Genomic DNA, 13,026 nt, shown 5'->3' with positions numbered 1-13,026 from the left:
ATAGGTCTGGGTTCGATATTCAATTGGACTCAGACCTTTTAATTTCAGGCTAATTCTTCTGCTGTTGTAGTATTCAATATATTCCGTAACAGCATCCTTCAGTTCGCTTATATTACTGAACTCGTCAAGATAAAAACACTCCGACTTTAAGGTTCCAAAGAAACATTCCACCACTGCATTATCCAGACAATTGCCTTTTCTGGACATGCTTTGTGTAATACCTTGTTCTTTAAGGATGTTTTGATACCTTCTCATACGATACTGCCATCCCTGGTCAGAGTGCAGAATAGGATGCTCGTGAGGCTTAAGCTTTTTGAATGCCTGATCGAGCATATTCTCGACCATGTTCATCACCGATCTTTCCGATAGGCTGTAAGAAATAACTTCGTTGTTGAAGAGATCTATTACTGGAGACAAATACAGTTTGCGCCCATTGACTGCAAATTCAGTAACATCGGTAACCCACTTCTCGTTTGGCCGCGTAGCCTTGAAATCCCTTTGGAGAACATTGGGGGCGGTTTGCCCTACCTCTCCTCTGTAGGAGCTGTATCGCTTGATCTTAATCGCTGCCTTAAGCGAGAGGGTTCCCATCAGGCGCTGAACAGCTTTATGGTTAATCCGTTCCCCGTCTCGATGGAGAGACAGCGTTACCCTACGGTATCCGTATCGACCTCTATTCTCGTGATAAATCTCACCAATACGCTTTTTAACATCCGCATACTTGTCAGGCTTGCTGAGAGCCTTTAGATGGTAATAAAACGTACTGCGCGGTATCTCCGCTGCCCTGAGAAGCTCATCAAGAGGGTAAAACTGCCTTAGCTCGTTGAGTACTTTCACTTTTTCACGGGATGAGCTAAGGCTTTCAGCTTTTTTAGATACGTAAGCCGCATTTCAAGGAATCGAACTTGCCTTTCAAGATCCTCAATACATCGGTCTTTCGAGAGCTCCAATGCTAACGCCGCTTTTTCTGGATCAACTGACATTGTAATGTTTCTTTTGGTACCGATCTTGAGTGCGCGTAAACCAGCTTCTCCGTGCTCCTCATAGACTTTCAGCCACCTGGCTACAGAACCACTACCAGCAAGCATAAAGTGAGCAGCTGCCTGATTGAGGGACATCTGCTGCTCGGTCACGGCTTTCACGACCTTAATGCGCAACTCTGGATCAGCACTAACGCCTTTAGGTTTGGGAATTAAACCTTTTTCTCCATGTTTTTCATAGAGGGCAACCCATGTCCTGACCTGGGTTCGAGGTACACCAAAACGTGCAGAGATGATCCTGTATCCATCATCAGTTGTTAAGTAGTGATTCACGACTTCAAGGCGCTTTTCGAAGGGGTATTTTGGCTTTGACATATCAGGGACTATTCCATTTCATCGTCCAACAAAATGGGTGCAGTACAGGTTGATGAATATCTCCTGGGGCTTTTCTCTTTCTGCCATCGGCACATGCTTAAGGCAGAAAGCCTCAAGCACCCGCCCGGAATAATATATACCCGGTCTGTTTAAAGCAAATAATTATATATTAGTAAAACCTGTAAAATAATTTAATAAGCATGACTCATAAAAAGTATTTTAATTCCCAGTAAATGGGTTTTCATATAACCTGAACAACAGGCCGTTAAAAGAATATCAATAAAAAAACAGCCTCTTCTCATCTTCCACGAAATAACCACATCTGTAACAGATTCCTGTATTATTGCATTACTCAGTGATTCGCTGTGCTTAGCCTGTTAAACAGAATGCTAGCTATCTTTTCCATAATAAACAGGTTCTGAAGCCCGTTAATTATTTTACAGAGTGGTAATTCGGAGCGGCGCTGCCTGATTGCGTCGCATGCTTTGACGGGACTGCATCTCTCAACAACACTTGCTGCTGTATGGTCACTGTCTACAGCCTGGCGGCACGATAAACGGATAAGGGGAAGAGATGAAAAAGAGTGTTATTGTGGCGGGTGCAGTTGGCGTCATCGGGCGCGGTGTGCTGGCGCATTTTGAAGATCAGGATGTTGAACTGGTTGCTCTGTCACGACGTAAGCCAGACTTTCCGACCCGAGCTCAGCATCTGCCTGTCGACCTGACCGATCGCGCCTCGTGCGAAAAATGGCTCGCTCAGGTTCCCGGTGCGACTCATCTGGTATTCGCGGCCTATCAGGAACAGCCTACGCCCGCTGAACTGGTCGAAGTTAACCTGTTGATGCTGAAAAACCTGGTTGAGGTTCTTGAGGCAAAAGCACCTGATCTGCAGCATGTCACCCTGATGCAGGGGGGAAAAGCTTATGGTGCCCATATCGGCCCCTTCCCCTCCCCCGCCAAAGAGAGCGATCCCCGGCATATGCCGCCTAACTTTTACTACGACCAGGAAGATTTTCTGCGCAATGCGTCACAAGGCAAACGCTGGTCGTGGACCGCACTGCGACCGGAAGCGGTGATTGGCATGGCGGTCGGTAATCCCATGAACCTGCTGATGGTCATTGCCATCTACGGTACGATGGCAAAAGCGCTGGGTGTTCCGATGTCTTTTCCGGGGCCGCGCGCCGCCTATGACGTCCTTTATCAGGTCACCGATACACGTATTCTGGCCCGGGCGATTGACTGGGCAGGCGAAACCGCCGCGTGTCGCGGTGAGGTATTCAATATCACGAATGGTGATTACTTCCGCTGGTCACGCGTCTGGCCGCGCATTGCCGCCTTTTTCGACGTGCCGGTCGGCGAACCTTTCCCGCTATCGCTGGAACAGATGATGGCAGATAAAGGCCCGCTCTGGGAGAAACTGACCACAGAGCACGGGTTACAGAAATATCCCTACGAAAAGATGGTTTCGTGGCAATTTGGCGATTTCATACTGGAAACCACCTTCGATAACATAACCAGTACCATTAAAGCGCGCCAGCACGGTTTTGCTGACTGTACAGACAGTGAGGAGATGTTTATCGACCGGCTGAACGCATTACGTGAACAACGTTATATCCCCTGACAGGGTGTGAGGCGGCAGGCCGCCTCACCGGTTTTCAGTGCGCAAACATTCTCAGAATATAGTCTCTGATATAAGCAGTACGACTGCGATTGGTTGCCCGCCGGTTCCAGGCCAGCCAGAGATGGTTAGTCGGGGCTTGATCGATCGCGGTCGGCGAAACCAGACGTCCATCCTGCAAGGCTTCCATGCAGTGATAATCTGGCAACACGCTCCAGCCATGTCCGCCAATCACCAGATCACGAATAATACGCAGATCGGGAATAGTAAAGGCAGCCTGTATTTCCGGCGCGACCTGAAACAGGCTGGTCCAGAGCGCCCTGATCAAGGGAAGTTCTTCGTCGTAAGCAATCAGCGGCAGGCTGGCGAGCCCTTCAGCTGTCGGTTGTGGTCCGATAGCTTTCGCCAGCGCGGGCGAATGCACCAGCAACATCCGTTCGGTCAGCAGATGCGCGAAGCCATACAGACGTTCATCCGGCACGGAGGCTGTAACAGCAAGATCAACGCTTCCGGCCTGCAGTAATGCGTAAATACGCTGCTTATTGCCGGTATGAAAGCGTATGTGATAGCCGTCATTCATCAGCGGAGCCAGTATCGTGCCCAGGCGGTAGTGGAAAAAATCCGGAGGCCCGGCCATATGCAGCGTACCGCCACTTTCCTGACCGGAACGAAAGCTATCAATCTTCGCTTCAAGCCCGTCAATAAAAGGGGAAACAGAGCGGGCCAGTTCATCGGCCGCTTCAGTGGCAACCACGCCTCTGGCCTGCCTGATAAAAAGGGGCTTACCCACCAACGCTTCCAGCGACTGGATATGCAGGGAAGCAGCGGGTTGCGTGATGCCCAGCCGCTCCGCCGCCCGGGAAAAGGAACCTGATCGGTACGCTTCAAGAAAGGTACGCAGATGTGTGAAATGACTCATGACCTTATCCCGGAGAAAATCGGCTCGCCAGTATACGCGCTACTTCTCTCACCTGAAAAAGCAGCATGCGGGATACTGGCGCCCCCTTTTAACGATCTACATGGGAAGCGGCATCAAATCTGATACGACGACTCCCCTTAATCTGTGCCAGCAGTACCAGCAGCGCAAACAGGGCCACAACCGCACCGCTGAGTGCCGGGTACATAATGCTGGCATGGGTGATTGTTATGCCGCCCAGCAGCGATCCCAGCGCAATGCCTGCATTGAAGCCTGCAATGTTAACCCCTGCGGCAACACCCAGCGCATGGGGAGCCCGGGTTTCTGCCACGTTCATCAGACGGGCCTGCAGCGCCGGTACGGCGGCATAGGTAAGCATACCCAACAGGGCAACCAGAACCCCCATACTCACCCTGGAGCCGGAAAAGGCCCACATTCCTGTCGCTACAACGACAATTCCACTGATAATGATCAGATTAGCCCGGTTGATCCCCAGTGCATCCGTGAGCTTACCGCCGAGGATATTCCCCGCCGCTGCTGTAATACCGTAGATCAACATAAACAGGCTGACGGTCGTGCCGCTTACGCCAGTAACCTGCATCAGGACAGGAGCAATAAAGGTATAAGCGCAAAATGAGCCGGCATAGGTCAGCACCGTGACCAGCGCACCGGCAAGCAACCGACGATTAAAAATCGCGCCGATCTGCTGCATTGTCGCACGACCCTGTTCACCCGTAACACTGCGCACCGGATCTTTCATACCGACCCATAACCCGACAAAACCAACAGCCCCAAAAACGGCGATAGCGGCAAGTACCGGGCGCCATGACACGACACCAGCCAGCCAGGTACTCAGGGGAACGCCAATTGCCATCGCCAGGGTAAAGCCCCCGAACACAACAGCCACTGCCCGGCCCGCTTTACCCGGGCCTGCCAGCTGCGCGGCCGTGCTTGAGGCCACCGCGAGAAACAGCCCATGCCCCAGGCCCGCCACAAAGCGAGCAATCAACAGCTGGGGAAGCGAGTCGGCAAGCGCTGCGACCAGACTGCCCAGTGTAAACACCACGGCGGTTACGAGCATGACGCTTTTACGGCTCCAGCTGGCCGTCAGCGCCGTCAGTACCGGCGCGGCAAAGGTTGCTCCCAGCGCATAGGCAGTAATAACTGCACCTGTCTGTTCCACATCCACCGCTAATCCTCGCGCCATCACATCGGTCAGGCCGATGGGCACAAATTCAGCCAGTCCCAGCGCAAATGCACTCAGAGTAAAGACATATATCACTAATGGCATAACAGCCCCCACTAAATAACAGGCCGCTATTCTGAAGTCAGCAAAGATATAAATATAATCATCAAAGTTACATAAATTATAAAAATAATAATACCTATCCCGGTTTTTCCGGGATATGCCGCTTACAGGGCTGAAATACGCCCTAAAGGCCAGGTTCGGGGAAGAAAGGAAGCAATAAGTAGCAGGACACCTTTTCTGACACTACGCTTGTTAGGTAGCCCCGCGCTTCAGTGATTTTTATCTGTGTGATCGACGTTCGGAGGTAATATTATGTCTAAACATCGCGGCGGAAAAAACGACTTTGCCGAACATCCCGCAAGGGCCCGGGATGAAGTGAAAAAAGGGGGAAAAAAAGCGGAGGTAACTTCACCAACGATCACAACGTACACGTTAACTCAGGCCAGAATCCTGGCAGGAAATAGCCTGACAGCGATGACGGTACCCCTGAAAGGCAAGGGAATGCCTTAAAAAACGGCTCGCTCTTTATCAATACGCTGACGCGCGCAGCTGTGGCGTGATCCGTTCAGTCACAGTACGGCAACGTCGCGTCCTGTTGCCACAATGTGACAATGCCGGAACGGGAAAGGTCATTGCTTACCTGGTGTCGGCCACGTTTCCCCGTCCGGCATGGCACAGAATATCAGGCAATAATGCCATGAGTGTGACGAAAAGTTTATAAAACGTAAAGAAAGAGATCTGACGCCCGGCCTTTCTCCGGGCGACTTTTTGCTTCTGATGATAAGGAGTCACTGATGGACAACCTGACACTGATTGATACCCTACATTTTGGCCCGGAAAACGCACCTGATTGTCAGTATGAAATTTATGGCTCAGACGAAAAGCGGCCGGAGTTTGCCATTATTTCAATGCGCCAGAGCGACGGCAACTGGAAACAACAGACGGAGAGACTCACATTTGCGGCGCAGGATGAGCAGCAGGCGGCAAGCAGTACCATGGATTATGGCTATAGCGACGGTGCACCGGAATTACGCGATCTGCCAGCTGAAGCCAGAGAGCGCTGCAAGCAACACTGGAAAGCGCAGAAAGAAACCTGATGGGATCAGGAAAACTCCTGACCTGATCGCTTTCGCTACTGCGGCGAATTTCAACGGCAAGGGATCTTGTAATTCTTTGTTTTTTATGGAATTTATATAGAGCATTTCTGGCGATTTCAGGCTGAAATCGCCAGTGCCCATCGCCTGACAGACCCAACTGAACCCGGGATGCCGTTGGCCTGAAGCAGGCCGGATTTTTTTCTGCTCAATCAGCCAAAGGGAAATTCACGTGCCAACAGGCGGGAAATCACATTCAGTGCTCCTTCGTCATTATTACTTTCCGTGCGGTAACGTGAGATGGCTTTAACCGGTTCAGCGGCATTCGCCATCGCAAAGCTAAAGCCAGCCTGACGCAGCATCTCTATATCATTGCCGCTGTCACCAATCGCCAGCACTTCACAATCATCGATGCCCCATTTTTCCTGCAGCAGTGCAATACCGTGCGCTTTGTGGCAGCCGGGAATAATTAAATCCACAAAGCCGAAGCCGCTTGAAACCGGCTGCATAATATTTTCTATTGCGCTCAGACGTGTATGTAGTCTCTCAAGTAATGCTGCGATACCTTCATTTGCCAGATTGAGCGAGAATTTAAAAATGGTATCGTCGATATTCTTCAGATCATCGCGTTTTTCCAGCTTGTAATAATGGTTTGCGAGCAGAGCCACAACGTCGTCCGGTGTTGAGGAATGAATATAGGCGCTGTTACGACCGCATACTACGGTATTAATCGCTGGCTCCTCAGCCAGAATATCCAGCACCTGAACCACTCGCTCGGATGCCAGCTCACCGCAGAATAAAACGTCATCACCTGCCGTGACATAAGCCCCATTCTCAGCCACGAAAGCGATATCACTTTTGATTTCCGGAAAATAACGTTGTAGCTGCCAGAACTGGTTGCCGCTCGCGATCACAAAACGAATATCTTTCTCTTTCAGCAGGGCATACTGTCGCTGAAAACGTTGGGTGTTGTACTGTTTATCATCATCAAGAAAGGTTCCATCCATATCCACCGCAATCATTTTCACTGCCATGTCGATCTCCTGTTAATGTCATCTGGCCGGGCATCCGCAACGCAGCGCACCCCCAGGCAATAAGCTTACTCGCACCAGGAAATAATGAGAAACCACATTATTAAATTTTGAATAGCTTTCAGAGCTTTCTTTAGCGCTTCGCTTACACCCGGCAGTGATGGGCAGATGTTGCCGGATACCCTCTGTTGCAAAACCGTAATATACATCCTTCCATTTTGTGAATAGCGGCACCTTTTTTCTCCGGCCTGGCTGCTAATCTGCCCGCATACTTTGAACGAAACAATAAAAACCTTCATTCAAAATAACTTCCCTTACACTGGAGATCGCGATGGAGAACACCTTTACCTCAACAACCCTTCCGCACGATCCTGCGCAGCATATTCGCGCCATGAAACGTGTGTTGCGTGAACAAATTGGTGATGTTGATGCCCTGTTTGACCAGGTTTGCCAGAAAATAGAGGCAGAAATTGCCGCAGCAAAAAGTGATGAACAGCAGGCCGGCACAGCATGGCCCATTCTCGATTATGCCGATATCGCTGCAGGTAATGTTTCGAACGAAAGTATTGCCCGGATCAAGCGACGCGGTTGTCTGGTGGTCCGGCAGCAGTTCCCGCGCGAACAGGCACTTGCATGGGATCAATCGATGCTTGATTACCTGGATAAAAATGATTTTGACCGTGTGTACCGGGGACCCGGCGACAATTTTTTCGGCAGTCTCGAAGCGTCACGGCCGGAAATTTATCCCATCTACTGGTCACTGGCACAAATGGCGGCGCGTCAGAGTGACGAAATGGGTCAGGTGCAAAGTTTCCTTAACCGCCTCTGGACCTTTGAATCCGCTGGTGTTCGCTGGTTCGATCCGGATGTCAGCATTATTTACCCCGATCGCATTCGCCGTCGCCTGCCGGGCACCACGTCAAAAGGTTTGGGTGCGCACACCGATTCTGGCGCCCTGGAACGCTGGCTGTTGCCCGCTTATCAGAAAGTATTCGCGGCCATCTTCACTAATCGCTTTGAGGAATATGATTCCTGGAATGCGGCCTGGCGCACCGAGGTCAATGAATACGATGTGGAAAACACCACGAAATGCTCGGTGTTCCGGACTTTTCAGGGCTGGACAGCGCTCTCAGATATGTTCCCGGGACAGGGTCTGCTGCATGTGGTCCCAGTACCGGTCGCGATGGCCTATGTATTGTTGCGTCCTTTGCTGAGCGACGTACCGGAAGATGAACTGTGCGGTGTGGCACCAGGTCGGGTATTGCCCGTCTCGGAAAAATGGCATCCGCATCTGATGCGTGGGCTTTGCTCGATACCGGCTCTGCAGGCGGGCGATTCGGTATGGTGGCACTGTGATATCATTCATGCTGTCGCGCCGGTGGAAAATCAACAGGGCTGGGGCAATGTTATGTACATTCCGGCGGCGCCGCTCTGTGACAAAAACCTCGCTTACGCCCACAAAGTTGCCCAGGCGCTGGAACAGGGCGAATCTCCTGCCGATTTTCCACGCGAAGATTATGAAAAACAGTGGCTCGATCGTTTTACTCCAGCCGATCTCAACAGCCGTGGTCGACGCAGCCTGGGCTTAAGCTAGGCCTCATGCAGCATACTGTGGCGACAGAGCAGCGCCACAGTCGTGCTGCCTGTCACGCTTTTTGCTACACTGCCCGTCACACTTTTTCAGCAGCCCGATCGCCATGAATTCTCGTCAGCAGCAGATCGTTCAGTTAGTGAATACCCGCGGCAGCGTCAGCGTCAGTGACTTGTCACAGATTACCGGCGTCTCTGAAGTGACTATCCGTCAGGATCTTAATGCGCTGGAGCGTGAACGTTTTTTGCGCCGGGTCCACGGTTCCGCTGTCGCCTTTGACAGTGATGACGTCGGTACCCGGATGCGTACGCGCTATGACATCAAGCAGGCGCTGGCAGATTATGCCGCCAGCCTGGTGAGTGACGGCGAGGCCGTATTTATTGAAGGTGGCAGCGCCAACGCCCTGCTGGCGCGCCGACTGGCAGACAATCCCACCATTACCCTTATTACCGTAAGCCACTATATCGCTCATCTGCTGAAAGAGACCCGTTGCGAAGTCATTATTCTCGGCGGTCTCTATCAGAAAAGCAGCGAATCGGTGGTGGGTCCGTTAACGCGCTACTGCCTGCAACAGCTTAACTTTCATAAAGCCTTTATCGGCGTAGATGGGTGGCACAGCGAAACCGGCTTTACCGGGCGTGACATGATGCGTTGTGATGTTGTGGATGCGATCATGGCAAAAGGCGCGGAAAATATTGCGCTGACTGACGCCTCAAAATTTGGTCAGATTCATCCCTACCCGCTGTCGCCTGAACAACGTTTTCAGCGTGTGATCACCGACAGCGGCCTGGCGCAACGCTGGCGTGATCAACTGCAGGAAGCTGACCTTCAGCTGGATATCGTACCGGTGCCTGCCAGTCAGTAAGCGGAATCTCAGCCCGTCACCCTTATGGGATCAGCAATATTTTCTTTAAAAGCGCATTCGTTACCGGCAATAACTTTATATAATTCTGCTTTCAGGAGAAAAATTTATGCAAGGAGCAGGATCACTCGTGTCAAATGAACATCCAGTATTCGCCGAAATCAGACGCGGCGTACTGACCGCCATACCTGTCATGATCGGCTTTATACCCTTTGGCCTGTTGCTTGGCACCCAGGCAGCGCAAAAAGGATTCACGGCAGCCTCGCTGATGATGATGACCGGTATGAACTTTGCGGGCGGGTCGGAATTTGCGGCCATTGCGCTCTGGAGCTCGCCGCCTCATGTGCTGACCATTGTGCTGGTGAGTATGCTGGTAAACAGCCGTCATCTGTTAATGGGTGCCGCGCTGGCCCCCTATCTCGCTCATCTGCCCGCGCGTCGCGCGCTGCCTGCGCTTTTTTTTATGTGTGATGAGTGCTGGGCCCTGGGTATGGCGGATGCGGCCAGCCGTCGGGCAAAAGGTATGTCGCCGGCGTTGAGCTTTGGTTTTTACAGCGGCGTGGCCGTCTCGCTCTGGCTCTCATGGGTATTTTCAACCGGTATTGGCGTATTGATCGGTCCGGTACTGGGCGATATTACCCGCTGGGGATTTGATATGGCCTTTCCCGCGGTCTTTTTTGTTCTGCTCAGAGGCATGTGGAAAGGTTTTCGTGCTGCTCTGCCCTGGCTGGTCAGCCTGATTTGCGCTGTTATCACTTACCGGCTCTGTCCGGGTGCAGTTTATGTCCCGGTGGGCGCGCTTTCTGGCCTGATCACTATCCTGTTAATGTATCGGAAAGCCTGATGAATCTCACGTTACTGACAATTGTGCTGATGGCGGCGACCACCTATTTTATGCGCATTGCCGGCTATCTGTTGCTGCGCGAACGACCGCTGGGTCCACGTACCAAAGCGGTAATGGAAGCCGCCCCGGGCTGTATTTTAATTACGGTGATCGCGCCGCATTTTGCTACCACCCAGCCCGCCGATCTTCTTGGCCTGATGATCTCTTTGCTGGCAGCCATGCGTTTTTCGCTGCTGCCGGTGGTGGCCATCAGCGTCATTGCTACTGGCCTGCTGCGCACGTTACTGTGATCGTCTGTCAGATAAAAGAAAAGCGGGCCAGGCCCGCTTTTTTTATTATCTGACAGCGTTACACGTGAGGGAAGGTAACGTTGTTCCCAGGCGCTTCACGGTGCAAATGGATAAAGTTCAGGTGACGCTCATACTGATCGAGAATATCGATAATCACCTGTTCTTTGCTGTAGTCCATCAGGTCATTACCCTGGCTGCCTTCCAGCAGGAAGGTTTCCAGGCGGTAATATGTCGATTTCCCGCTACGTGCCCGATAGGTAAAGCCCGGAACGGAATACTCCTGAGGCCAGATTTGATAGACAAAGTTCTGCTCTTCGCCCAGATGGACCAACAGCGCCAGATGTCCCAGTGCCTCGCCTTCTGCTGGCGGCAGGCTTTGCAAGTCCACTTTCGCGCCACGCAGCTCCAGCTCTTTCGCCACTTCTTCCATGGCCGGGAAACAAACGCTCTCCATCATGGTTTTGGTGTAGCGCGAACCGGGATAATTCATCAGACGCGACAGACGCTTCTTCCAGCTGAGGCGATCCTGGCCCACAACCGGATAAGGTGCGGTATCACGGTTAGCGCTGACACGACGGTAATCTTCAACTTTTAGCGATTTATACAAACCTGCCATGACAAAGAAGATCACAAAGCTAAACGGCAGTCCCATAATGACCGTGGCGTTTTGCAGGGCGGAAATACCGTTCGCCATCAGCATGCCCAGGGTCAGTACGCCGATCACCACGGACCAGAAGATACGCAACCAGTTTGGCGCGTCGCTGTTGATATCCTTCAGTCGGGAGGTGAAATTCCCCAGTACCAGGGCGCCGGAATCTGCTGAGGTCACATAAAACAGCAGACCGGTAATGGTGGCCACCGAGGCGCTCAGCTTAAAGGCAGGATACTGTGCCAGCAGGTTGTAGAAGCCTCGCTCGGCGTGCGTCAGCGCTTCCTGGGCGAACGCCGTGTTGCCATGAGTAATCTCATACAACGCCGCGTTACCAAACACTGAAAGCCAGAGTAGGGTAAAGGTAAAAGGAATAATCAGCGTACCCAGCACAAACTCGCGAATAGTACGGCCACGAGAAATACGCGCCAGGAACAGGCCAACAAAAGGTGCCCAGGCGACCCACCAAGCCCAGAAGAACAACGTCCAGCTATTCATCCATTCGGTTGGGCGATCAAAAGCGAAGGTATTCAGCGTCATACCCATAAAGCGATTGATGTAATCACCCACGTTGAGCACCAGCGCATTCAGCAGGAATTCTGTATTGCCGCAGAACAATATAAACAGAATCAGCCCCAGAGCCAGAATGACGTTAAGCTCGGAGAGAAAACGAATCCCCTTATCCACCCCGGAGGTCACCGAAATGGTGGCGATAATGACTGAGAGCACAATCAGAGCGGCTTTGGCACCCATGCTGTCCGGAATATCAAACAGGACATTCAGACCGTAGTTTAACTGTACAACGCCGATGCCCAGGGTCGTGGCGATACCGAAGATGGTGCCGATAACAGCGGCAATATCTACGCTATGACCAATGGGGCCGTTGATACGATTGCCGAAAATGGGATAGAGCGCCGAGCGGATAGTCAGCGGCAGATTATAACGGTAGCTGAAGTACCCCAGCGCGATCCCCATCAGGGCATACATCGACCAGCCGGTCAGGCCATAGTGGAACAGCGTCCAGACCATCGCCTGTCTTGCAGCTTCAATGGTCTGCCCTGCCCCTTCCGGCGGCTGCATATATTGTGTAACCGGCTCCGCTACCGAGAAGAACATCAGATCAATACCGATGCCTGCGGCAAACAGCATAGCCGCCCAGCTCAGCACACTAAATTCCGGCTTGGACTGTTCAGGCCCCAGTTTGATGGAACCAAACCGTGAAGTGGCCATAAAAATGACAAAAACGATATAAAGGGTCGCGGCCAGCATGTAATACCAGCCAAAGGTGGCGGAAACCCAGTTTACTGCCCGCAGGATCCAGGCAGCGGACAAATCACTAAACAAAATGGTCGACAGTGAAAATAACAAAATCAGCCCGGCGGAGACATAAAACACCACAGGATTGATTTTGTCCTTTTCGCTTGCAGGTGGATGGATCATCTATTACCTCTGGTAAGCAATCTACACATACATGCGTCTGGCTGGGGTAGAGCCTCCCTGTTCGCCCGCGCTGGCGCATATCATCATT

General features: G+C 51.9%; 12 protein-coding genes. 7 read left to right on the top strand and 5 right to left on the bottom strand.

What is annotated here, in order from left to right; translation table 11 throughout:
* Positions 1 to 1,355 (bottom strand): IS3-like element ISKpn8 family transposase gene (locus tag E0E17_RS19580; protein WP_130835859.1). Its coding sequence is split into 2 segments (ribosomal slippage), with 1,356 coding nucleotides annotated over them: positions 1 to 875 and positions 875 to 1,355; the frame shifts between segments, so codons are not numbered across the junction. This gene is flagged as partial in the annotation.
* A 573-nt stretch (positions 1,356 to 1,928) separates the two neighbouring features.
* On the opposite strand from E0E17_RS19580, the gene E0E17_RS19575 reads away from it, so the two are divergent.
* The gene (locus E0E17_RS19575) at positions 1,929 to 2,975 is read left to right on the top strand and encodes an SDR family oxidoreductase (protein WP_130835843.1); all 1,047 of its coding nucleotides are present in this window, start codon (positions 1,929 to 1,931) and stop codon (positions 2,973 to 2,975) included.
* Positions 2,976 to 3,009: 34 nt separating this feature from the next.
* Here the strand turns inward: E0E17_RS19575 and E0E17_RS19570 are convergent, their stop codons facing one another.
* Both E0E17_RS19570 and E0E17_RS19565 read right to left on the bottom strand, forming a co-directional pair.
* Positions 3,010 to 3,891, bottom strand: a complete 882-nt coding sequence (locus E0E17_RS19570; RefSeq protein ID WP_130835842.1) for a LysR family transcriptional regulator — start codon at positions 3,889 to 3,891, stop codon at positions 3,010 to 3,012.
* Between the two features lie 88 nt (positions 3,892 to 3,979).
* Entirely contained in the window at positions 3,980 to 5,179 is a 1,200-nt protein-coding gene (locus E0E17_RS19565) for an MFS transporter (protein WP_130835841.1), read from the bottom strand.
* Between the two features lie 270 nt (positions 5,180 to 5,449).
* Between E0E17_RS19565 and E0E17_RS19560 the strand changes: the two genes are divergently transcribed.
* Both E0E17_RS19560 and E0E17_RS19555 read left to right on the top strand, forming a co-directional pair.
* Complete coding sequence (locus E0E17_RS19560) at positions 5,450 to 5,647, top strand: hypothetical protein (protein WP_207302109.1); 198 nt, start codon at positions 5,450 to 5,452, stop codon at positions 5,645 to 5,647.
* 284 nt (positions 5,648 to 5,931) lie between these two features.
* The gene (locus E0E17_RS19555) at positions 5,932 to 6,234 is read left to right on the top strand and encodes a hypothetical protein (RefSeq protein WP_130835840.1); all 303 of its coding nucleotides are present in this window, start codon (positions 5,932 to 5,934) and stop codon (positions 6,232 to 6,234) included.
* A gap of 209 nt (positions 6,235 to 6,443) precedes the next feature.
* Here the strand turns inward: E0E17_RS19555 and E0E17_RS19550 are convergent, their stop codons facing one another.
* Entirely contained in the window at positions 6,444 to 7,265 is an 822-nt protein-coding gene (locus E0E17_RS19550; protein WP_130835839.1) for a Cof-type HAD-IIB family hydrolase, read from the bottom strand.
* A gap of 328 nt (positions 7,266 to 7,593) precedes the next feature.
* On the opposite strand from E0E17_RS19550, the gene E0E17_RS19545 reads away from it, so the two are divergent.
* From E0E17_RS19545 to E0E17_RS19530, 4 genes are all read left to right on the top strand, one after another.
* Complete coding sequence (locus E0E17_RS19545) at positions 7,594 to 8,856, top strand: DUF1479 domain-containing protein (protein WP_130835838.1); 1,263 nt, start codon at positions 7,594 to 7,596, stop codon at positions 8,854 to 8,856.
* A 103-nt stretch (positions 8,857 to 8,959) separates the two neighbouring features.
* The gene (locus E0E17_RS19540) at positions 8,960 to 9,718 is read left to right on the top strand and encodes a DeoR/GlpR family DNA-binding transcription regulator (protein ID WP_130835837.1); all 759 of its coding nucleotides are present in this window, start codon (positions 8,960 to 8,962) and stop codon (positions 9,716 to 9,718) included.
* A gap of 127 nt (positions 9,719 to 9,845) precedes the next feature.
* Positions 9,846 to 10,559, top strand: coding sequence for an AzlC family ABC transporter permease (locus E0E17_RS19535; protein ID WP_237680849.1), 714 nt, complete (start codon positions 9,846 to 9,848; stop codon positions 10,557 to 10,559).
* Entirely contained in the window at positions 10,559 to 10,849 is a 291-nt protein-coding gene (locus E0E17_RS19530) for an AzlD family protein (RefSeq protein ID WP_130835835.1), read from the top strand. Before E0E17_RS19535 ends, E0E17_RS19530 begins: the two co-directional genes overlap by 1 nt.
* 58 nt (positions 10,850 to 10,907) lie before the next feature.
* Here E0E17_RS19530 and E0E17_RS19525 read toward each other — a convergent pair whose 3' ends face one another.
* The gene (locus tag E0E17_RS19525; protein ID WP_130835834.1) at positions 10,908 to 12,938 is read right to left on the bottom strand and encodes a choline transporter; all 2,031 of its coding nucleotides are present in this window, start codon (positions 12,936 to 12,938) and stop codon (positions 10,908 to 10,910) included.
* Positions 12,939 to 13,026 lie beyond the last annotated feature (88 nt).

The sequence above is a fragment of the [Erwinia] mediterraneensis genome (assembly GCF_900604315.1).
Classification (GTDB): Bacteria; Pseudomonadota; Gammaproteobacteria; order Enterobacterales; family Enterobacteriaceae; genus Pantoea; species Pantoea mediterraneensis_A.
Note: the sequence above shows the minus strand (reverse complement) of the source record. Positions and strands in the feature narration are given on the sequence as shown.